15 protein-coding genes are annotated in these 21406 nt (G+C 73.1%); 4 read left to right on the top strand and 11 right to left on the bottom strand.

What is annotated here, in order from left to right; genetic code table 11:
• Positions 1 to 59: 59 nt before the first annotated feature.
• The 6 genes from ACH4F2_RS04445 to ACH4F2_RS04420 all read right to left on the bottom strand — a co-directional run bounded on the left by ACH4F2_RS04445 (position 60) and on the right by ACH4F2_RS04420 (position 11981).
• Positions 60 to 1787: a serine/threonine-protein kinase gene (locus ACH4F2_RS04445; protein ID WP_398131158.1), complete on the bottom strand. Its 1728-nt coding sequence runs from the start codon at positions 1785 to 1787 to the stop codon at positions 60 to 62.
• 81 nt (positions 1788 to 1868) lie between these two features.
• Entirely contained in the window at positions 1869 to 3014 is a 1146-nt protein-coding gene (locus ACH4F2_RS04440; protein ID WP_398131271.1) for a serine/threonine-protein kinase, read from the bottom strand.
• Positions 3015 to 3123: 109 nt separating this feature from the next.
• Entirely contained in the window at positions 3124 to 4917 is a 1794-nt protein-coding gene (locus ACH4F2_RS04435) for a protein kinase (RefSeq protein ID WP_398131270.1), read from the bottom strand.
• A 193-nt stretch (positions 4918 to 5110) separates the two neighbouring features.
• A complete protein-coding gene (locus ACH4F2_RS04430; protein WP_398131157.1) occupies positions 5111 to 7900 on the bottom strand; it encodes a protein kinase in 2790 nt (929 codons plus the stop codon).
• A 153-nt stretch (positions 7901 to 8053) separates the two neighbouring features.
• On the bottom strand, positions 8054 to 10114 hold the full coding sequence (locus tag ACH4F2_RS04425; RefSeq protein ID WP_398131156.1) for a serine/threonine-protein kinase: 2061 nt from the start codon (positions 10112 to 10114) through the stop codon (positions 8054 to 8056).
• Between the two features lie 160 nt (positions 10115 to 10274).
• Complete coding sequence (locus tag ACH4F2_RS04420; RefSeq protein ID WP_398131155.1) at positions 10275 to 11981, bottom strand: glycerol-3-phosphate dehydrogenase/oxidase; 1707 nt, start codon at positions 11979 to 11981, stop codon at positions 10275 to 10277.
• A gap of 295 nt (positions 11982 to 12276) precedes the next feature.
• On the opposite strand from ACH4F2_RS04420, the gene ACH4F2_RS04415 reads away from it, so the two are divergent.
• On the top strand, positions 12277 to 13485 hold the full coding sequence (locus ACH4F2_RS04415; protein WP_398131154.1) for a nucleotide sugar dehydrogenase: 1209 nt from the start codon (positions 12277 to 12279) through the stop codon (positions 13483 to 13485).
• Positions 13486 to 13549: 64 nt separating this feature from the next.
• On the opposite strand, the gene ACH4F2_RS04410 is transcribed toward ACH4F2_RS04415, so the two are convergent.
• From ACH4F2_RS04410 to ACH4F2_RS04395, 4 genes are all read right to left on the bottom strand, one after another.
• On the bottom strand, positions 13550 to 14674 hold the full coding sequence (locus tag ACH4F2_RS04410; RefSeq protein WP_398131153.1) for a GuaB3 family IMP dehydrogenase-related protein: 1125 nt from the start codon (positions 14672 to 14674) through the stop codon (positions 13550 to 13552).
• Between the two features lie 104 nt (positions 14675 to 14778).
• The gene (gene guaB, locus ACH4F2_RS04405; protein WP_398131152.1) at positions 14779 to 16284 is read right to left on the bottom strand and encodes an IMP dehydrogenase; all 1506 of its coding nucleotides are present in this window, start codon (positions 16282 to 16284) and stop codon (positions 14779 to 14781) included.
• 160 nt (positions 16285 to 16444) lie between these two features.
• On the bottom strand, positions 16445 to 17032 hold the full coding sequence (locus ACH4F2_RS04400) for a sigma-70 family RNA polymerase sigma factor (protein WP_019329587.1): 588 nt from the start codon (positions 17030 to 17032) through the stop codon (positions 16445 to 16447).
• Between the two features lie 279 nt (positions 17033 to 17311).
• Entirely contained in the window at positions 17312 to 17923 is a 612-nt protein-coding gene (locus tag ACH4F2_RS04395; protein ID WP_003948568.1) for a response regulator transcription factor, read from the bottom strand.
• Between the two features lie 390 nt (positions 17924 to 18313).
• Between ACH4F2_RS04395 and ACH4F2_RS04390 the strand changes: the two genes are divergently transcribed.
• On the top strand, positions 18314 to 18646 hold the full coding sequence (locus tag ACH4F2_RS04390; RefSeq protein ID WP_398131151.1) for a WhiB family transcriptional regulator: 333 nt from the start codon (positions 18314 to 18316) through the stop codon (positions 18644 to 18646).
• A 67-nt stretch (positions 18647 to 18713) separates the two neighbouring features.
• Here the strand turns inward: ACH4F2_RS04390 and ACH4F2_RS04385 are convergent, their stop codons facing one another.
• Complete coding sequence (locus ACH4F2_RS04385) at positions 18714 to 19634, bottom strand: LysR family transcriptional regulator (protein ID WP_398131150.1); 921 nt, start codon at positions 19632 to 19634, stop codon at positions 18714 to 18716.
• Between the two features lie 80 nt (positions 19635 to 19714).
• On the opposite strand from ACH4F2_RS04385, the gene ACH4F2_RS04380 reads away from it, so the two are divergent.
• Positions 19715 to 20383 (top strand): MOSC domain-containing protein, encoded by a 669-nt coding sequence (locus ACH4F2_RS04380; protein ID WP_398131149.1) that lies wholly within the window; start codon positions 19715 to 19717, stop codon positions 20381 to 20383.
• 111 nt (positions 20384 to 20494) lie between these two features.
• Positions 20495 to 21268 (top strand): SDR family NAD(P)-dependent oxidoreductase, encoded by a 774-nt coding sequence (locus ACH4F2_RS04375; RefSeq protein ID WP_398131148.1) that lies wholly within the window; start codon positions 20495 to 20497, stop codon positions 21266 to 21268.
• Positions 21269 to 21406: the final 138 nt, after the last annotated feature.

Here is a 21406-nt window from a genome sequence, read left to right as displayed (position 1 = left end):
TGCCGCCGGTCACTGCCGCAAGGCCCTCGGCGGTGCGGCCGGCCGGTCCTGATCCCCCGTCAGGGCTTGTCGATCTCCCAGTTGGCGATCACCGTCCGGGCGATGTCCCGTCCCTCGTCGGCGAAGTAGCCCTCGCGCGGGTAGTCGATCGAGACCTTGTACATGTCGCCGTTGCCGGCCCGGTAGTAGACGACGTGGTACTCCCGCTTGCGGGGATTGCGCGTGTCCGTGGTCGTGTAGGCGATGACGTTCTCGGCCGCTCTGCCGTCCTTGTACTCGGTCGCGACCGGTTCGCCTTTGGGAGCGGGATCGTCGGCGAAGTTCGACGTGTACTCGCCGTCCTTGAACACGTCCCAGTCCGCCCACGCGTTGGCCATGGCGGAGTCCGGGATCTTGTCGTCATCGTCGTCGGCCTTGATGTCACGGTCCACGTGGACGGTGACCGCACCGCTCGGGTCGGCGAACGACTCGGTGGTGCCGTCCCAGTTGTCGGGGTGCTCCAGCTTCTCGAACGACGCCGGCACGCCGACGCTCATGCCGTGTTTCGCGCCGAGTTCCTGCTTCTTCCACCCCTCCGGCAAGGGCCCCGCGAAGGGGTCCGCGATCACCAGGTACGACGCCACCGCCGCCGCGACGACCGCCGCGCCGAGGGTGATCCACGCGTTGCGGCCCAGCCGGACGCTCCACCTGGACGCCGGCCCGGACGGCTCGTCCTCCTCGGGGGCCCGTACGACCTGGGTGGCCGCCGGCTCGGGCGGGTTCGCGACGGCGTCCAGCAGGGCCCGGACCCGTGCGGCGTCCGGGCGGCGCGCCGGGTCCTTGTCCAGCAGGCCCGTGATGGCCTCGGCCAGCGGTCCCCGCGCGGCGGCGGGCGGCGCGGGCGCCGCGTTGAGCACGGACTGGAGCGTGGCGGGGGTGTTGCTGCGGCGGAACGGCGAGACGCCCTCTGTCGCCGCGTACAGCACCACGCCCAGCGACCAAAGGTCGCTCGCCGGGCCGGGGCGCTGGCCCAGCACCCGCTCGGGGGCGATGTACTCCGGCGAGCCGACGAAGCCGCCGGTGTCGGTCAGGTTGGTCTCGCCCTCGATCTGGGCGATGCCGAAGTCGGTGAGGACGACCCGGTCGTGCCGGCCGAGCAGTACGTTGTCCGGCTTCACGTCCCGGTGCAGGACACCGGCCGCGTGCGCGGCCTCCAGCGCGCCGAGCACCTCCAGACCGATCCGGGCCGCCTCCCGCGGGCCCAGCGTGCCCTCCTGCAACGCGTCGCCCAGCGAGCGGCCCCGCACCAGCTCCATCACGATCCACGGCTGGTCGTCCACCACCGCGACGTCGTGCACACCGACCACCGCGGGATGATCGAGCCGGGCCGCGGCGCGCGCCTCGCGGCGCATCCGTTCGAAGGCGTTGTCCCGTTCGCGCTCGGGAAGGTGTTCGGGTACGCGGGGTTCCTTGACGGCGACCTCGCGGTCCACGGTCTCGTCCTTCGCCCGCCACACCGTGCCCATGCCGCCGTGCCCGAGCTTGGCGATCAGCCGGTAGCGGCCGGCGATGAGCCGCCCGACGCCCGGGTCCCGCGTGGACGGCGCCGCAGGCTCGGGCTGCGACCGGGGCCGCGACGGCGATTGCGACGGCGCCTGCGCCTGCGCCTGCGCCTGCGGCGGTACGACCTGGGTGGGTGCCGCGTACGGGTTGCCGGGATGCGGCACTGCGACGGCCGGATTCGGTGGTTGCAGGCCAAAACTCGTCGGCTCGTCCGTCCCGTTGCGGCGTCCCCCGTTGCTGCTCATGCGTCCATCCATATCGCGCCGGACGCGTCCGTATCCACCACTCGTGGCGCGCGGTCACAGACCCGTGACGCACGCTGCCGCTTATCTCCTGTTTAGGTCCGTTGCGGCGGACTCCCCGGGGGGCGGAGACGTGAAGGAGGCCGCGGAGGAGGCGTCGGAGGAAACCCCGGTGGACGCCCCGGAAGACGCCCCGGACGGTGGCATCGGCTCCGTCGTCGGCGTCGCGGGCGCCGAACTCTTCGGCGTACCGCCTCCGGCACCGTCGCCGTCCGCGAGCAGCGCCGCCGCCGTGACGCCCGCGCCCGCCGCCACGACGACCAGCAGCGCCACGACGAGCACGCCCCGCGTCACGCGCCGGGACGCGCCCTCCCGGTGGGGCGCGGGCGTACGGCCCGTGGTCAGGAAGGCGCGCAGCATCCGCTCGGCCTCCGCCGCGTCCAGCCGCTGTCCGGGGTCGCGTTGCAGCAGGCCCCGTACGACCGGGAGGATGGGCTCGGCCTGTGCGGGCGGGCGGATCTCCTCGGTGACCACGGCATGCAGGACACCGCCCAGCGAGTCCCGGTGGAAGGGCGACGCGCCGCTGAGGACCGCGCACAGCAGCACGCCCAGCGACCACAGGTCGGACTCCGGCCCGGTCCCGGCACCGGACATCCGCTCGGGGGCGGTGTACTCGGGGGAACCGACGAAGGAGCCGGTCTCGGTGAGCGTGGTGGCGCCCGCCACCTGGGCCACGCCGAAGTCGGTGAGGACGACCCGGCCGTCCTCGGCCACCAGCACGTTCGACGGCTTCACGTCCCGGTGCAGGATGCCGGCCGCGTGCGCGGTGCGCAGGGCGTCGAGCAGGGCGATGCCGATCCGGGCGGCCTCGGCGGCGTCGACCGGGCCGTGGCTCAGGACGCGGTCGGCGAGCGACCCGCCGTCGACCAGCTCCATGACCATGTACGCGCGCGCGTCGGCCTCGACCACGTCGTGCACGACGATGACGTGCGGATGGCTCAGCTGCGCGACCGCTCGGGCCTCGCGCAGAGTGCGCTCGCGGCGCCGCCGGGCCTCGGCCGCGGAGAGGCTCTCGTCGAGGGGCAGCGCCTTCACGGCCACCTCACGGGCGAGCAGTTGGTCGGTCGCCCGCCATACGATGCCCATTCCGCCGCGCCCGAGCCGCTCGTGGAGCTGGTAACGGCCCGCGATGACTCGCCCGCCCGCCCCCTCGGTCACCATGCGTCCCATCATGCCGCACCGGACGCGCCGACTCCGGGCCGCCGTCACACGGGTGGCCGACAACCGACGGGTGCGCGGGCGGCACCCGGCCGGTTGCCGGCCGTCGCACGGCGGTGATTCAGCCGGTCTTCTCCTGCCAGCTCCGCAGCACCGCCCCGAACTGCCGTTGCATGGTCGGCCAGTCGTTCGCCGGCCCCGACATGTTGAGGGCGTACTCGACACCGTCGCGGGACATGTACATCTCCGCCACGGCGCGACGCGGGCCGGGGAAGGGGGTGTCCTTGGCCAGCGCGGTCCAGGTGTACTCCCACCGGGCGCTGTCACGGTCGCGGTAGGTGGTGCGCTCCATGGTGACGCGCTGGTAGCCGACCAGACGGTGGAGCTGCACCTCCAGGTCGAGCTGGTGTGCGTAGGGGTCGTTGTAGTCGGGAGCGGTGTCGACGGATATACGGATGATGTGCTCGCCGCCGTCGGGGGTGTAGTCGACCTGCTGGAGTTCGCCGGAGTCGTCGAACTCCGTCCGCTGCCATCCCTCGGGCAGGGAGAGGCCGAAACCCAGCGGGTCGTCGTGGCGGACCCAGTCGGCCGGCACGGAGCTGCCGGGGTCCTTGCCGGTCGTGGCCGAGGCGGAGGGGGAGGGGGAGATGGAGGCGGACGGCGAACGGGTGGGGTCCGGACCGGCCGACGAGCCGTCTTCGTCCCCCCGTTGGAGCACCACGACGGTGCCCGCGCCGACGAGGGCCGCGACGGTCACGACCAGGGCGAGCATACGCAGCCGGCCGCGCCGGGGACGCCGGGGAGCGGCGGCGCCCACCGGTCCGGCCGGCGCTTGCGCCGTCGGCATCGGGCCCGCCGTCGCGGGGCCGGGTGCCGGATGCCCCGCCGCCGCGTGACCGGGTGCCGGATGCCCCGCCGCCGCGTGACCGGGTGCCGGATGCCCCGTCGCCGCGGGGCCGACCACCGTCGGGCCGGTCATCGGCCGGTACGGCGTCGCGGTGTTCCCGCCCGCCGGCCCCGGTGTCCCCCAGTGGGACGTGCCGCCGTGCCCCGCCGGGCCCGAGTACTGCGTCGGCACGTACGCCTGGGCCGCGTCGGACCGCCGTCCCTCCGCCGCCTCCGCGAGCATCTGCTCGGTCTCGGTCACGTCGGGCCGCGTGGCCGGCTCCTTGCGCAGCAGGGCACTGATGACGGGCCCGAGCGGTCCGGCGTACCGGGGCTCGGTGGCCTCCTCCTCGACGACCGCCTGCATGGTGGTGAGCGGCGACGTACGGCGGAACGGCGACCTGCCCTCCACCGCCGTGTACAGCGTCGCGCCGAGCGCCCACAGGTCGGAGGCGGGGCCCGGGTCGTGGCCCCGGACGCGTTCGGGCGCCAGGTAGTCGACGGAGCCGACCACCTCCCCGGTCCGCGTGATGGTGGAGTCGCCCTCGATCTGCGCGATGCCGAAGTCGGTGAGCAGCACCCGGCCGTCGTCGGCGAGCAGCACGTTGCCCGGCTTGACGTCGCGGTGCAGGACACCGGCGGTGTGCGCGGCGCGCAGGGCGCGCAGCACCCACAGGCCGATCCGGGCGGCCTCCCGTGGCTCGACCCGTTCGTCCTCCTTGACGGCGTCGGCCAGTGAGCGGCCCTCGACCAGCTCCATCACGATCCAGGGCCGGCCGTCGTGTTCGAGTACGTCGTGCACGGTGACGACGGCCGAGTGGTTGATCCTCGCCGCCGCGCGCGCCTCCCCCCGGGTGCGCGCCAGCAGTATCGCCTGATCGCTCTCGGAGACGTAGAGCGCGGCGGTCAACTCCTTGATGGCGACGATCCGGTGCAGCACTTCGTCGTGTGCGCGCCACACCCGGCCCATGCCGCCGCTGCCGATGGCGTCCTCGAGCCGGTAACGGCCCGCGACGAGCCGGCCCTGCATCTGATTCACGTTGCCCCGCAATGGTCTTGTCCAGGGTCAGACTAGGGACCGGCCCGCGTACGGGGAACGGGTGGGGGGCCATGGAAACCGCTCTGTGACGGTTGTCGCTTTCCGGGGCAGGAGGCAACCATCGGACCCAACGGCGCTCGGCTCGGCGACAACTGGCGCGCCATCAGCCGTCGCACCGAGTCGGTCAGTCTGTGAACCGGTAGCTCGCCGACGCCTGTTCGTACAGCCGGGTCACCTCGTCGCGCTGCGCCTCCGGGCCACGGACCTGAAGCACGTGGTAGCGCCCGTCGATCAGCATCGCGACGTTGCGCACGTACAGCTCGCCTCCGTCGGCCGCGGTCCAGGTGAACTGCCCCTCGGCCATGGTCCGTCCGCCGACCTCGATGGTCTTCAGGCCGCTGGAGGTGGCCCAGCTGGAGGCGCGGTACGACTCCAGCTCGGGTTCGCTGTCACGCTGGTAGACCATCGGGTCGTCGCCGAACTCGGCCGCCCGGTCCCGGCCGGGTACGACGATGAGCTCGAAGTCGCCCTTTCCGTAGACGACCTGGCCGCTGCCGTTGCGGGGCGTGCGGTTCCAGCCCTCGGCGACGGCGACGCGGAAGCCCTCGGCGTCCTTGCGCAGGGCGAAACCGTCGGCCACGTCGGGGTCGTCGGTCTGCGTCTCGGTGGAACCGCCCTCCGTCTGGGAGGCACTGGGTCCGGGCTCGGGTTTCGTCTGCTCCGGCCGGGGTTCGCTGCTGACGTCCGGGGACCGCTCGGGCGGTGCCTGGCTCGCCTCGCCGGCGGCGCCCGTCCGGTCGGTGCCGCCGGTGCCGCTCGTGTCGCTCTTCGGCATGAAGAACATGGCGTAGGCGACCGCTCCGGCCAGGACGAGCAGTATCACCAGGAGCAGTGTCCGGCCGAGGCTGCGCGGTGAACGGGCCGTCCCCTGCCTGCCCCGCTTGTGCCGTCCGTGGTGCGCGGGCAGCCCGGCACGCCGTCTGCGCACCAGCTCGCCCCGGCGACGCACGATGGGCAGCCGGCTGGTTTCGACGGGCGGGGCCGAGACGACGTGCAGGCCGGCCTCCGGTTCCGGCGCCGACCGCACCAGAGAGCGCAGCCAGCCGCTCAGCTCCTCGAAGTCGATGCGCTCGGTGGGGTCCTGACGCAGCAGCGACTCCACGACCGGCCGCAGCGGCCCGCACTCCTCGGCGAACGCGGGCGGCTCCGCGCACACGATCTGCACCAGCTCGGCCGTCGACTCCTCCGGATAGGGCGCGTGCCCCTGTACGGCGCGGAAGAGCAGCGCGCCCAGCGCCCACAGGTCGGTGGCGGGTCCGATGGGCGCGGCCAGCTGCCAGTTCTCGTGCACGGGCCCGGCCTGTTCCGGCGCCCAGCGCTCGGTGACCGGCCCGACCACGGCCATCCGCGTCTGCCGTGCCCGTTCGGCGGCGAGCGCGGTGGCCGGTCCGCGCGGCGCGGGCGCGCGGGCGACCATGTCGTCCCAGTGCCCGGCGGTGGTCGCGGGGCCGGGTTCCTGCGGCGGGGCGGCGGGCAGAGGGCGTCCGGCCTCCGGAGCGGGGGGCACGGAGGAGGCGGGCGGGGCGGTGGGGACCCGGTCGCCGGCGGGGCGGGGGGTGGCGCCGTGCCAGGAGGCCGTCCGTACGCCGTAGGGGTCGGTGATCTGCCCGGGCGGGGCGGCACCGTGACCGGGCGCTTCGGTGGGCCGGGCGCCGGAGGGGGGCGTGCCGGGGCCGGTCGTACGGGGCCGCTGGGCGGCGTCGGTGTCGTTGTCGGGGGCGGGGCGGGCGCCGGGCAGGGCCGCGCGGCCGTTCTGCGCCTCCTGGACGCGGGCCGCGGCCCGTGCCCCGGCGCGGTAGGCGGCAATCGCCCCGGCGCGCGCGGCGCGCACGTCCCCGCCGGTGTCGAACGGCGCGGGGGCGAGCCCGGCGGGGGCGCCGCCCGGCCTCTGGGCACCGGGTACCGGCAGCCCGCCGACGGTCCGCGCCTCGATGGCGGCCCGCCGGGCAGCCTCGGGATCGGCACCGCCGGGCCCGAGCATCCCGGCCCGCACGTCCCCGGGGGCGGCGCCTCTGGCCCCGGCACCACCGGGACCGGAAAACCCGGGGTCCGCACCACCGGAGCCATAGCGCCCCGGGCCCGCACCACCGGGACCAGGAAGCCCAGCGCCCGCACCACCGGCCCCGGCACCACCCGGACCAGGAAGCCCAGCGTCCGCCCCGGTCCCGATCCCAGCCCGGCCAGGGCCGAGGGCCCCGGTCCCCGTGCCGCCGCCCCGGCCGAAGGTCCCGTCAGGGGCGGTCGTCGCGTTCGTCGCGGTACCCGGGCCCTCCTCGCTCTCGGGGGCGGGCACCGGGTCGTACCCGCACAGCGCCTCCTCCGCCGCCCCGACCGCCAGGCCGGTCAGCATCACGCGCCCGTCGTCGCAGACGAGCACCGTGCGCGCGGTGATGTTGCGGTGCACCCAGCCGTACGTGTGCAGCACCCGCAGCGCCAGGAGGACGTCGGAGGCCACCTCGGCCGCCCGGTACGGCGTCAGCGGCTGCTCGGCGAGCAGGGCGGCCAGCGGCCTGGCGGCCACCAGCTCGCTGACGATCCACAGCGAACCGCCCTCGGCGAACACGTCGAAGACCTGGTCCAGGCGCGGATGGTCGGGAACGGCGGCCGCGGCCTGCGCGGCCTCGACGGCACGCCGTACCACCGGGTCGGCGGGCCGCCGGGGGCCGCCGCGCGCGTCCGGCGACCGCCTGCCGGGGTTGCGGGCGCCGCCGTCCCGGGCCGTGAAGCCCTCGGGCAGGCCGTCCGCGTCGAGCACCTCGGCCTCGACGACCTCCGGCAACGGAACCTGCCGGACCAGGACTTCCTGACCGCTGTACGTGTCGAAGGCCCGGGTCTCGGTGAGTTCGTACTCGTCGGACGGCGGCAGGGGCAGGCGGTAGCGGTCGGCGAGTACCCGTCCCGCATAGTCGTCCACGTCGCCACCCCCGGCAGCCCGTCGGTCAATTCCGTTCGCCCGGCGGGCCGTTCCGGCTGCGTACGGTCCGCAAGCACTCACGATACGTGCCGGAGGCAACCCACAAAGAGGGGATGCCAGATATCGGGCCGCTCAAACCCGGGGCCCGATGGTTCAGGACTTGGGCCGGAAGGTCTTCGTCAGGGTCTGCCAGGTGTCCCGGCGCAGGTCACCGTCCCAGTCGGCGGCCTTCGCGGTGTACATGAGCGCGTAACCCTGGTGGTCGTTGACGACGAATCCCCGGTCCACGGTCCGGTACTTGGTGCCGCCGTCCGTGTAGGTGAACTCCCAGTCCGCCGCGTTCCAGCCGCGGTAGCCCACCTTCTCTATGCGGATCTTCCGGTACTGGGAGCGGACCATGTACCGCTCCTGGTTCTTCCAGTCCGTGACGGGGTCGCCCTTGGGCGTGGACGTCCAGGCGACGAGCAGCTTCTGCCCCTGGGGGCCGGTGAACCGGTCGCCCGCGGAGCCCGTGGACTGGTACTTCCAGCCCTCGGGCAGTCCGATGCCGTAGCCCTGTTTGCCCTGGTGGGTGGTGGCCGCGCCCTCGTCGGCACCGGACTCTCCGGCATCGCCCGAGCCGGCCCCGGCGCCACCGGACGCGCTCGCTCCGGAGCCGGGCGCGCTGCCCGCGGCTCCGTCCGTCGCCGGATCCGACGCCGCGCCGTCGGTACCGGTACCGCTCTCCTCGTCCTGCTTGGTGCCGCCGCTCGCGGGGGCGGTGGCAACGGCCTTGTCACCGCTTCCGCCCTCGGCCCCGTTCCCGTCGTCGCCGCCGAGCGTGAGGGCCAGCACGGTGCCGAGCACGGCGAGGGCCACGACGACGGCGATGATCACCAGCGTCCGGCGCGGCACCACGTCGGTGAGCGGTGCCCGGGGCACGGACCGGGGCGGCAGGTCCGGCGGCGGTACGACGGGCCAGCCGGAACTCCGGGTGCCCCCGGGCGTGTTCGACGCACCGTGCTCCGAGCCCACTCCGGCGCCGACGGCACGGGCTCCCGCCCCCGTCGTCGGCGACGTCGCGGGCGCGGCGGAACCCGGGGCGCCGGACACTCCGGCGGAACCGGCCGAACCGGCGGTGTCCGACGCGGCCCGGCCGGCGCCGCCCGGCTTGGCGCGGGAGGCGGCCGCGGCACCGGCCGCGCCGGCCCCGACGGCGGCCTTGCGCACGGAGCGAAGCGCCCCGCGCAGCCGCTCCCCGGCCTCCTCGCCCCGCTTGCCCCCGGCGCCCGCCGAACCGCCCCGGCGGGTCCGCTCGTCCGGCTGTACCGGCAGCGGTACGACCTTGGTGGCGTCGGCCGGCTCGGTCTCGGCCGCCCGGTCCGGGGCGTGGATGACCTTGTTGAGCATCGCGCGGGCACCCGCGTCGTCGAGCCGCTGGACGGGGTCCTTGTTGAGCAGCCCGAAGATGACGTCCCGCAGCGGGCCGGCGTTCTTCGGCTCCTCCAGGTTCTCCGTCATCACCGCGGTCAGCGTCGCGATCGCGGAGCCCTTGTCGTAGGGCGGGGTGCCCTCGACCGCCGCGTACAGCAGTCCGCCGAGCGACCACAGGTCGGCGGCGGGTCCCGGCTTGTGGCCGCGGGCGCGCTCCGGGGAGATGTAGGAGGGGGCACCGACGAGCATGCCGGTGGAGGTGATGGACGGGTCGCCCTCGACCTGGGCGATGCCGAAGTCGGTGAGGACGACCCGGCCGTCCTCGGCGATCAGTACGTTGGACGGCTTCACGTCGCGGTGCAGGATGCCCTCGCGGTGCGCGGAGCGCAGGACGTCGAGAACGGCGAGGCCGACCTCCGCCGCGCGCTTCGGATCCAGCAGGCCGTCCTCACGGATGGCCTCGGCGAGCGACTTGCCCTCGACGAGTTCCATCACGATCCACGGCCGGTCGTCCTCCTCGACCACGTCGTAGACCGTCACGGCGCTGTTGTTGCGGATCCGCGCGATGGCCTTGGCCTCGCGCAGCGTGCGCGTGATCAGGCGCCGCTTCTCCTCCTCGTCGATGTTCCCCGGGAACCGCAGCTCCTTGACGGCGACCGTGCGTCCGAGGGTCTCGTCCTCGGCCCGCCACACCGTCCCCATGCCGCCGCGGCCGAGCACGTCTCCCAGCCGGTACCGCCCGGCGAGGAGACGTGCGCTCTTGTCCGTACGGGATGTCCCCGCCCGCTCCGCCTCCGACATGCGTCCCCTCATGCAACCCGCCCTGACAGAGCCTTCATTGTCTCTCACCCGACAAGTGCTCGACGCCCCGGGTGCCTCTGGCGCCGGCCGGGCGCGAGGGCGGGTGGCACGGCGGGGTGACCCTGAGTCACACCCGCCCCGGCAGCCCCTGCCACCTTCCCTATCGCGGCACGATGTCCGGCGCCCCCAGCCGGGCCGCGTCGGCCGTCAGGTCGTCCGGCTGGCGCTGCGACTCCCGCTCGGCCTCGACCCGCTTCTCGTAGTGCTGGACCTCCCGTTCGATCTGGTCCTTGTCCCAGCCCAGCACCGGCGCCATCAGTTCGGCGGCCTCGCGGGCGCTGCGCGTGCCCCGGTCGAAGGTCTCGATGGAGATGCGGGTGCGCCGGGTCAGTACGTCGTCCAGGTGCCGCGCGCCCTCGTGGGAGGCGGCGTAGACGACCTCGGCGCGCAGGTAGTCGTCGGCGGCGTGCAGCGGTTCACCGAGGGAGGGGTCGGCGGCGATGAGCTCCAGCACCTCCTCCGCCATGGCGCCGTACCGGTTCAGCAGGTGCTCCACGCGTACGACGTGCAGGCCGGTGCGCGCGGCGACCCGCTTCCGCGCGTTCCACAGCGCCCGGTAGCCCTCGGCGCCGAGCAGCGGCGTGTCCTCGGTGACGCAGTCGGCGACCCGCAGGTCGAGTCCGTGCACCGCCTCGTCCACGGCGTCCTTGGCCATCACCCGGTACGTCGTGTACTTGCCGCCCGCGACGACGACGAGGCCGGGCACCGGGTGGGCGACCGTGTGCTCACGGGACAGCTTGCTGGTGGCGTCGGACTCGCCGGCCAGCAGCGGGCGCAGACCGGCGTAGACGCCCTCGACGTCGTCGCGCGTGAGCGGCACGGACAGCACGGAGTTGACGTGCTCCAGCAGGTAGTCGATGTCCGCGCTGGAGGCGGCCGGGTGGGCCTTGTCCAGGTCCCAGTCGGTGTCCGTGGTGCCGATGATCCAGTGCCGGCCCCAGGGGATGACGAACAGCACGGACTTCTCGGTGCGCAGGATCAGACCGGTGCTGGAGTGAATGCGGTCCTTGGGCACGACCAGGTGTATGCCCTTGGAGGCGCGGACGTGGAACTGGCCGCGCTCGCCGACCATCGACTGGGTGTCGTCGGTCCACACCCCGGTCGCGTTCACGATCTGCTTGGCGCGGATCTCGTACTCCCCGCCCGCCTCGACGTCCTGGACGCGCGCGCCGACCACGCGCTCGCCCTCGCGCAGGAAGGCGGTCACCCGCGCGTGGTTGGCGACGGGGGCGCCGTACGCCGCGGCCGTGCGCACCAGCGTGGCCACGAACCGCGCGTCGTCCATCTGGGCGTCGTAGTACTGCAGCGCGCCGACCAGCGCGTCCTTCTTCAACGCGGGTGCCACCCGCAGGGCGTGACCGCGGCTCAGGTGGCGGTGCATCGGCAGCCCCCGGCCGTGACCGCGGGCCATCGACATGGCGTCGTAGAGCGCGACACCCGAGCCGGCGTACAACCGCTCCCACCCCTTGTACTGCAAGGGGTACAGGAACGGCACCGGCTTCACCAGATGCGGCGCGAGCCGCTCCAGCAGCAGGCCGCGCTCCTTCAGCGCCTCCCGTACGAGCGCGAAGTCGAGCATCTCCAGGTAGCGCAGGCCGCCGTGTATCAGTTTGCTGGAGCGGCTGGAGGTGCCCGACGCCCAGTCCCGTGCCTCGACCAGGCCGGTGGACAGGCCTCGCGTCACGGCGTCGAGCGCGGTGCCCGCGCCGACCACGCCCGCGCCCACCACCAGTACGTCAAGCTCGCGCTCGGCCATGGCCGCGAGCGACTCGGCGCGCTGCGCCGGCCCCAGGGTCGCTGTCCTCACTGCTGCCTCCCGCTGTCGGTCGCGTCGGCCGCACCCGTCGGGGCGAAGCCCGTGTCCTGGTACCCACCATGCCCAGATTCTGACCGGGCTGCCCGACAACGGACGCCGCGCGACCCCCAGCCTGTGGACAACTTCCCCGCAGCTCACCGCCGGGGCTCGACACTCCCCGAAACTCGCCGAACCAATACCGCAAATCGGTCATATTTACTCCTAGTCTGACGTTGTGCTCGCCCGTCCTGTCCACCGGGCTTGCGCACCTGTCCCGCTTCGGTTACTGGGAAGGACGGCCCACGCCATGCCCGCAGATCTCGCCGTCATCGGACTCGGCCCGTACGGCCTGCCCCTGGCCCAGGCCGCCGTCGCCGCAGGCATCCCCACCCTCGGCTACCGCACCGGCCCCGAGGCCGACCCGCTCACCCCCGCCGAGGTGCGCCGGATGCTCGCCACGGGCTTCCGGGCCCCCACCGGGCCGGACGAGCTGGGCCGCGTCCGCACCGCCGTCATCTGCGCCCCGACCCCGCCCGGCGCGGACGGCCGCCTGGACCTCACCCAGGTCGAGGCCGCGGCCCGCACCCTCGCCGCCCACATGCGCCCGCACACCACGGTCATCCTGGAGTCCCCCGTGCAGCCCGGGACGACGGAGGAGTTCCTGCGCCCGGTCCTGGAACAGGGCTCCGGGCTCCGCGCCGGCCGCGACTTCCACCTCGCCTACTCCCCCAGCCGCGTCGACCCCGGCAACCGCGACTTCACCCCGGCCAACACCCCGAAGGTCATCGGCGGCCTCACCCCCGCCTGCACCGAGTCCGCCGCCACCTTCTACGGCCGCCTCACCGACAAGGTGGTCCGCGCGCGGGGCCCCCGCGAGGCGGAGACGGTCCAGCTCCTGGAGACCAACTTCCGGCACGTCAACATCGCCCTCGCCAACGAGATGGCCGTCCTCTGCGACGACCTCGGCGTCGACCTGTGGGACGTCCTGCGCTGCGCGGAGACCAAGCCCTTCGGATTCCAGGCCTTCCGCCCCGGCCCCGGCGTCGGCGGCCACTCCGTCCCCCAGGACCTGACCGGCCAGGCCCCCCACAGCCTGCGCATGGTGGAACTGGCCCAGCAGGTCAACTCCCAGATGCCCCGCTACGTCGTCCAGCGCGCCGCCGCCCTCCTCAACGAGCACGGCAAGTCCGCGCGCGGCGCCCGCGTCCTCCTCCTCGGCGTCACCTACAAGGCCGACCTCGCCGACCAGCAGGCCAGCCCGGCCGAGGAGATCGCCACCCGCCTGATGTCGATGGGCGCCGCGATCAGCTACCACGACCCGCACGTCCCGTCCTGGAACGTCGCCGGCCGCCCCGTCCCCCGCGCCGACTCCCTCTACGAGACGGCCGCCGACGCCGACCTGACGATCCTCCTCCAGCAGCACCGCACGTACGACCTCCAGGGCCTGTCGGTGAAGGCCCAGCTGCTCCTGGACACCCGGGGGGCCACACCCACGGGGGCGGCGCACCGGCTCTGACCCGGGGACACGCCGAAGGGCCCGGAGCGGTCGCTCCGGGCCCTTCGGTACCGCGTGCGGGTGACTACCGCCGGTGCTGCGAGTCCCCGACCGTGACCTCCACGCGCTGGAACTCCTTCAGCTCGCTGTACCCGGTCGTCGACATCGCCCGGCGCAGCGCCCCGAAGAAGTTCATCGAGCCGTCGGGGGTGTGGGACGGGCCGGTGAGGATCTCCTCGATGGTGCCGACCGTGCCGAGGTCGACCTTCTTGCCGCGGGGCAGCTCCGCGTTGACGGCCTCCATGCCCCAGTGGTGGCCCCTGCCCGGCGCGTCGGTCGCGCGGGCCAGCGGCGAGCCCATCATCACCGAGTCGGCGCCGCAGGCGATCGCCTTGGGCAGGTCGCCGGACCAGCCGACGCCGCCGTCGGCGATGACGTGCACGTACCGGCCGCCGGACTCGTCCATGTAGTCGCGGCGGGCCGCCGCCACGTCCGCCACCGCCGTCGCCATGGGCACCTGGATACCCAGCACGTTGCGCGTGGTGTGGGCCGCGCCGCCGCCGAAGCCGACGAGGACGCCCGCCGCGCCGGTGCGCATGAGGTGCAGGGCGGCGGTGTAGGTGGCGCAGCCGCCGACGATCACCGGGACGTCCAGCTCGTAGATGAACTGCTTCAGGTTCAGCGGCTCGTGCGAACCGGAGACGTGCTCCGCCGAGACCGTGGTGCCGCGGATGACGAAGATGTCCACGCCCGCGTCCACGACCGCCTTGGAGAACTGGGCGGTGCGCTGCGGGGAGAGCGCGGCGGCGGTGACCACGCCCGAGTCGCGCACCTCCTTGATGCGCTGCCCGATCAGCTCCTCCTTGATGGGAGCCGCGTAGATCTCCTGGAGGCGGCGGGTCGCGTTGTCCGTGTCCAGCCCGGCGATCTCGTCGAGCAGCGGCTGCGGGTCCTCGTGCCGGGTCCAGAGCCCTTCCAGGTTCAGCACGCCGAGGCCGCCCAGCTCGCCGATGCGGATGGCGGTGGCCGGGGAGACGACCGAGTCCATGGGAGCGGCCAGGAACGGCAGCTCGAAACGGTAGGCGTCGATCTGCCAGGCGATCGAGACCTCCTTCGGGTCCCGCGTACGGCGGCTGGGGACGACGGCGATGTCGTCGAAGGCGTACGCCCGGCGGCCGCGCTTGCCGCGCCCGATCTCGATCTCAGTCACGTCTGTGGCCTTTCCCTGATGCGTTGCAGCGCCTTCCAGTATCCCCGACGGGCACACCGAGGGCGGCCCCGGATGCTCCGGGGCCGCCCTGGAAGGCCTTCTGCCTACTTGCTGCGGCTGTAGTTCGGTGCCTCGACCGTCATCTGGATGTCGTGCGGGTGGCTCTCCTTGAGACCCGCCGAGGTGATCCGCACGAAGCGGCCCTTCGACTCCATCTCCTCGATCGTCGCGGCCCCCACGTACCCCATGGTCTGGCGCAGGCCGCCGACGAGCTGGTGCAGCACGTTGGCCAGCGGGCCGCGGTAGGGCACCTGGCCCTCGATGCCCTCGGGCACGAGCTTGTCGTCGGACGCCACCTCGGCCTGGAAGTAGCGGTCCTTCGAGTACGACCTGCCCTGGCCGCGGGACTGCATGGCACCGAGCGAGCCCATGCCCCGGTAGGACTTGAACTGCTTGCCGTTGATGAACTGCAGCTCGCCGGGCGACTCCTCGCAGCCCGCGAGAAGGCTGCCCAGCATCACGGTGTCGGCACCGGCGGCCAGCGCCTTGCCGATGTCGCCGGAGTACTGGAGCCCGCCGTCGCCGATCAGGGGGACACCGGCGGCCCGGGCGGCCAGGGACGCCTCGTAGATCGCGGTGACCTGCGGGACGCCGATGCCGGCGACCACGCGGGTGGTGCAGATGGAGCCGGGGCCGACACCCACCTTGATGCCGTCGACACCGGCGTCGATCAGGGCCTGGGCGCCGTCGCGGGTGGCGACGTTGCCGCCGACGACGTCGACGCCGACGCTCGACTTGATCTTCGACATCCAGCTGAGCGCGTTGCTGTTGTGGCCGTGCGAGGTGTCGACGACCAGGAAGTCCACTCCGGCCTCGGCGAGGGCCTGGGCGCGGTCGAGCGCCTCGGGGCTCGCGCCCACGGCGGCACCGACGAGCAGCCGGCCCTCGGCGTCCTTCGCGGCGTGGGGGTACTGCTCGGCCTTCACGAAGTCCTTGACCGTGATCAGGCCCTTGAGGACGCCGTCGCCGTCGACCAGCGGAAGCTTCTCGATCTTGTGGCGGCGCAGCAGCTCCATGGCGTCCACGCCGGAGATGCCGACCTGTCCGGTGACCAGCGGCATCGGCGTCATGACCTCGCGCACCTGCCGGGAGCGGTCGCTCTCGAAGGCCATGTCGCGGTTGGTGACGATGCCCAGCAGCTTGCCCGCGCCGTCGGTGACCGGCACGCCGCTGATGCGGAACTTGGCGCACAGCGCGTCGGCCTCGGCGAGGGTGGCGTCCGGGTGGATGGTGATGGGGTTGGCCACCATGCCCGACTCGGAGCGCTTCACCAGGTCGACCTGGTTGGCCTGGTCCTCGATGGACAGGTTGCGGTGCAGGACACCGACGCCGCCCTGGCGGGCCATGGAGATGGCCATCCGGGACTCGGTCACCTTGTCCATCGCCGCGGAGAGCAGCGGGATGTTGACCCGCACGTTGCGGGAGATGCGGGACGAGGTGTCGACCGCGTTCGGGAGCACCGCGGATGCCCCCGGCAGCAGCAGCACGTCGTCGTAGGTCAGCCCGAGCGTCGCGAACTTCTCGGGCACTCCGTCGACGTTGGCAGTCATGACACCTTCCCCAAATGGCCTTGATCGGTGCGGATGTCCATGCTAACGGGAAATGGGCGTGGCTCATTCCACGATCAAGGACGCCTGTGACGTTCGTAGCTTCGTACGGAACCGGTCCACGCCCGTTCACCGGGCCGGAACCGAGGCCGCACCCGGGCCTTCACTGCTCCGCCAGTGCCCGCAGCCGGCTCAGCGCCCGGTGCTGCGCGACCCGCACGGCACCGGGTGACATTCCCAACATCTGACCCGTCTCCTCCGCGGTGAGCCCCACCGCGATGCGCAGCAGGAGCAGCTCCCGCTGGTTCTCGGGCAGGTTGGCCAGCAGTTTCTTGGCCCAGGCGGCGTCGCTGTTGAGCAGCGCGCGCTCCTCCGGGCCCAGTGAGTCGTCCGGCCGCTCGGGCATCTCGTCCGACGGGACGGCCGTCGAGCCGGGGTGCCGCATCGCCGCGCGCTGGAGGTCGGCGACCTTGTGGGCGGCGATGGCGAAGACGAACGCCTCGAACGGGCGCCCGGTGTCCTTGTAGCGGGGCAACGCGAGCAGCACCGCGACGCAGACTTCCTGGGCGAGGTCCTCGACGAAGTGCCGGGCGTCGCCGGGCAGCCGGGACAGACGCGTACGGCAGTAGCGCAGTGCCAAGGGGTGAACGTGGGCGAGCAGATCGTGCGTGGCCTGCTCGTCCCCGTCGACGGCGCGGTGGACGAGCCCACCGACCGTCCCTTGGTCAGGGGCCGCCTCGTCGTCACGCATCGGTCCATGGTGCCTTGCGGCCGTCCGATCCGTGGCTTCGTGCCCGTTGTTGTGCACCGAAGCGTTATGAGCAGGTGCGCCGGAACTCATCCCCTGCGCCCTCCCATTCCGCTCGACCGACTCGTCCCCGAGGAACTCCACACCTCAAGGATGCGGCATCGGCGGCGAAACGAGCAGCGGGCACCCGGCGGGTCGCCTTGTCACCCCCGCTCACCTCGCGATAAGCGGGAATCACGGCATCCCCGACGGGCCCTTTCGGCCTCCACCGCACGGGACGCCCTAGCGGACCAGGCCCCACCGGAAGCCGAGCGCCACCGCGTGTGCCCGGTCCGAGGCGCCGAGCTTCTTGAAGAGCCGCCGGGCGTGCGTCTTGACGGTGTCCTCGGAGAGGAACAGCTCGCGGCCGATCTCCGCGTTGGAGCGGCCGTGGCTCATGCCCTCCAGGACCTGGATCTCACGCGCGGTGAGCGTGGGCGCGGCGCCCATCTCGGCCGAGCGCAGCCGGCGCGGGGCGAGCCGCCAGGTCGGGTCGGCGAGGGCCTGCGTGACCGTGGCGCGCAGTTCGGCACGCGAGGCGTCCTTGTGCAGGTAGCCGCGGGCACCGGCGGCGACCGCGAGGGCCACACCGTCCAGGTCCTCGGCGACGGTGAGCATGATGATGCGCGCGCCGGGGTCGGCGGACAGCAGCCGCCGGACGGTCTCGACGCCGCCCAGGCCGGGCATGCGCACGTCCATCAGGATCAGGTCCGAGCGGTCGGCACCCCAGCGGCGGAGGACTTCCTCGCCGTTGGCGGCCGTCGTCACGCGCTCGACGCCGGGCACGGTCGCGACCGCGCGGCGGAGCGCCTCTCGGGCAAGCGGGGAGTCGTCGCAGACGAGGACGGAAGTCATGGCCGTCCTCCGCAGCTGATGCGCGTCACGTTGAGCCTCCAGGCTGGTACGAAATCGTCACCTGTGCGGTCGACCGTCCCGGACGTCCGCCCGAGCACTTGTTCCTTCAACCGCCTCCGCACTCTCAACGACGGTCACTCGAAAGAGTTACGGGGCTGTGTGTCGTCTTCGGCACTCTACGTGAGGGGTCGACCACGCAGCAGACATGCGCGTGGGACCCGCGCCGTTTCATCACAACCGGTGCCCCATTTAGCCGCTTTTCTTCCACTTCGGCGGTGTCTGAGGCTAGATTCGCAATGAGTCATATTTTCATCTCCTTAGATCGTAGTTGTACCGTCGTGGACGCTGTATCCCCGGCATCTACCCATATCGGCTACAAGGGGTCACGCAATGGCAGATTTCTCCCGCCTTCCCGGACCGAACGCGGACCTGTGGGACTGGCAGCTTCTGGCTGCGTGCCGCGGGGTGGACAGCTCCCTCTTCTTCCATCCGGAGGGCGAGCGCGGTGCGGCACGGAGCGCTCGCGAGAACTCGGCCAAGGAGGTCTGCATGAGGTGCCCGGTGCGCGCCGAGTGCGCGGCGCACGCGCTGGCGGTGCGTGAGCCGTACGGCGTGTGGGGCGGACTGACCGAGGACGAGCGCGAGGAGCTGATGGGACGGGCCCGCCACCGTTTGATGGCGACGACGGCGCCGGTCGGCGGGGAGGCCCCCGCACATCACTGACTGAAGGAACGTTTCTCCCCTTACGACCCTCCGATACGGGCACGCACGCGGTGCCCCGGACCGCCGCTCAGCGCGCCGCAGGCTGCGCCGACGCCGCCCGGGCCAGCTCGTCCAGCGTCGCCGTCACCGCCGGCACCTGGGCCAGGTCAGGCAGGGTGAGCGCGACGATCTCCCGCCGCACCGCCGGCTCCAGCGTCACCGTGCGTACACCTCGGGGCCGTACGGACTCGACGGCGAGCTGGGGCAGGACGGCCACGCCCAGGCCGGCCCCGACCAGGCCGACGACCGCCGGGTAGTCGTCGGTCGCGAAGTCGATGCGGGGGGTGAAGCCGGCCCCCTCGCAGACCTCGACCAGCTGCCCGCGGCACCGCGGACAGCCCGCGATCCACGGGTCCCGGGCCAGCTCACCGATGGCCACGGAACCGTCGGATCCCGTCCGCGCGAGCCGGTGCTGTTCGGGTACCAGAGCCACGAGGCGGTCGGTCAGCAGCGGCCGTACGACGAGGTCGTCCCACTCCTCCGCGCCAACCGCGCCCTCGTAGCGGAAGGCGAGCGCCACGTCGCAGTCGCCCTCGCGCAGCAGCTCGACCGACTTCGGCGGCTCGGCCTCCTCCAGGGAGACCCGGGTGCCGGGGTGCGCGGCGCGCAGCGCGGCCAGGGCGGTCGGTACGAGGGTGGAGCTGCCGCTGGGGAACGAGACCAGGCGGACCCGGCCCGCGCGCAGTCCCGCGATGGCGGCGACCTCCTCCTCGGCCGCCGTGAGCCCGGCGAGGATCCCGGCGGCGTGCCGCACCAGCGACTCCCCGGCCTGGGTCAGCCGCATCTCGCGTCCGGTGCGCACGAGCAGGGGGGTGCCGACCGAGGCCTCCAGGGCCTTCATCTGCTGGCTGACGGCGGGCTGGGTGCAGCCCAGCTCGCGCCCGGCGGCGGAGAAGGAACCGGTCGATGCCACGGCGCGCAGGACGCGGAGATGACGAGCCTCGATCACAGCTCAAGGATAAGCGACGCTTTGGCCTGAGCCCGGATAATGCGTCGACGCTTTGAAGCGGGTTGTCCTACGGTGCCGCCATGGAGCTTCTGTCTGTCAACCTCGGCCGTGCGAAGACCGTGCCGTACACGGACCATCCCGAGGGCGTCACCGGCATCGACAAGCAGCCGGCCGACGGGGCCGTTCGGGTGACGGCACCCGGCCCGCAGGGGGTCGGGGCGAGTGGGCTGGCCGGGGACACCGTGTGCGACACGCGTCACCACGGGGGCGACGACCAGGCGGTGTACGCCATGGCGCGCGAGGACCTGGACGACTGGGAACGCGAGCTGGGCCGGCCGCTGCCGAACGGCGCGTTCGGCGAGAACCTCACCCTCACCGGACTGGACGTCTCCGGCGCCCGGATCGGCGAGCGCTGGCGGGTCGGCCCCGACCTGGTGCTGGAGGTCACCTGCGGCCGTATCCCCTGCCGCACCTTCCAGGGGCACCTGGGTGAGAAGCGGTGGGTGAAGCGGTTCACGGAGAGGGGCGCGCCGGGCGCGTACCTGCGGGTGATCGAGCCCGGTTCGATACGGGCGGGCGACCCGGTCGAGATCGTGCACCGGCCCGGCCACGAGGTGACGGTGGCATTGCAGTTCCGGGCGGTGACGACCGAGCGGGAGCTGCTGCCCCGGCTGCTCGCGGCGGGCGGGGCGCTGCACCCGGAGTCACTGGCGGCGGCGCGGAAGTACACGGCGGCGCAGGGCGCCTGAGCGGACGTCACCGGGCCTGCGGCGAGGCCGTCTTCACCGGCTCTTCACCGGTCACGGGCCCGCCTGGTGAACGAAACGGACGTGCTCGGTCCGGACCCATAACCTAGCGCCATGACAACGGCATTGATTACGGGATCGACGGCGGGCATCGGCGCCGCGTTCGCGCGACGGCTGGCGGCCGACGGGCACGACCTGGTGCTGGTGGCCCGCGACACCGAGCGGCTGCGCGACCAGGCGACCGAACTGCACGACCGGCACGGCATCGAGGCGGAGGTCCTGACGGCCGACCTGTCGACGGACACCGGCATCGACGCGGTGGCCGCCCGGCTGGGCGAGCGCCGGAACCCCGTCGACCTGCTGATCAACAACGCCGGATTCGGCAACAAGGGCCGTTTCCTCGACGTCTCCATGGCCGACGAGCTGACCATGCTCAAGGTGCACTGCGAGGCTGTGCTGCGGCTGACCTCGGCGGCGACGGAGGCGATGCGGGAGCGGGGCCGCGGCGGCGTGGTCAACGTGGCCTCGGTCGCGGCCTTCGTCCCGCGCGGCACGTACGGCGCGTCCAAGGCGTGGGTCGTGCAGTTCACGCAGGGCGTGGCGAAGGACCTGGCCGGCAGCGGCGTACGCCTGATGGCCCTGTGCCCCGGCTTCGTCCGCACGGAGTTCCACCAGCGGGCCGGCATGGGCACGGACAGCATCCCCAACTGGATGTGGCTGGACGCGGACAACGTCGTCGCGGCGGCCCTGGCCGACCTGTCCCGCGGCAGGTCCCTGTCCATCCCCGACCCGCGCTACAAGGCCCTGATGGGGGCGGCGAAGCTGGTGCCCCGGGGGATGCTGGGCGGGATCACCTCGCGGACGGGGCGGAAGTACGGGCCGCAGTAGGAGGGGACGAGCCACGCCCCTCGTCGTCGGTCGGGCAACCGGCTCCGGAGCAGTTGTCGTAGGTGCCCGCGCGCCTGGCCGTACGGCGGCGCGCGGGCCGCGTCATGTTCGCGCCGGAGGACCAGCCGGGCGCCGACG

This window comes from Streptomyces sp. NPDC017890 (assembly GCF_044328675.1).
Taxonomy (GTDB): Bacteria; Actinomycetota; Actinomycetes; order Streptomycetales; family Streptomycetaceae; genus Streptomyces.
This window is presented reverse-complemented; position numbering and strand designations above follow the sequence as displayed.

What these genes read in the sequence shown, in the direction of transcription:
- ACH4F2_RS04445 (WP_398131158.1), bottom strand. Translation starts at nt 1,787, where the DNA reads ATGAGCAGCAACGGGGGACGCCGCAACGGGACGGACGAGCCGACGAGT.
- ACH4F2_RS04440 (WP_398131271.1), bottom strand. Translation starts at nt 3,014, where the DNA reads ATGGGACGCATGGTGACCGAGGGGGCGGGCGGGCGAGTCATCGCGGGC.
- ACH4F2_RS04435 (WP_398131270.1), bottom strand. Translation starts at nt 4,917, where the DNA reads ATGCAGGGCCGGCTCGTCGCGGGCCGTTACCGGCTCGAGGACGCCATC.
- ACH4F2_RS04425 (WP_398131156.1), bottom strand. Translation starts at nt 10,114, where the DNA reads ATGTCGGAGGCGGAGCGGGCGGGGACATCCCGTACGGACAAGAGCGCA.
- ACH4F2_RS04415 (WP_398131154.1), top strand. Translation starts at nt 12,277, where the DNA reads ATGCCCGCAGATCTCGCCGTCATCGGACTCGGCCCGTACGGCCTGCCC.
- guaB (WP_398131152.1), bottom strand. Translation starts at nt 16,284, where the DNA reads ATGACTGCCAACGTCGACGGAGTGCCCGAGAAGTTCGCGACGCTCGGG.
- ACH4F2_RS04400 (WP_019329587.1), bottom strand. Translation starts at nt 17,032, where the DNA reads ATGCGTGACGACGAGGCGGCCCCTGACCAAGGGACGGTCGGTGGGCTC.
- ACH4F2_RS04395 (WP_003948568.1), bottom strand. Translation starts at nt 17,923, where the DNA reads ATGACTTCCGTCCTCGTCTGCGACGACTCCCCGCTTGCCCGAGAGGCG.
- ACH4F2_RS04390 (WP_398131151.1), top strand. Translation starts at nt 18,314, where the DNA reads ATGGCAGATTTCTCCCGCCTTCCCGGACCGAACGCGGACCTGTGGGAC.
- ACH4F2_RS04380 (WP_398131149.1), top strand. Translation starts at nt 19,715, where the DNA reads ATGGAGCTTCTGTCTGTCAACCTCGGCCGTGCGAAGACCGTGCCGTAC.
- ACH4F2_RS04375 (WP_398131148.1), top strand. Translation starts at nt 20,495, where the DNA reads ATGACAACGGCATTGATTACGGGATCGACGGCGGGCATCGGCGCCGCG.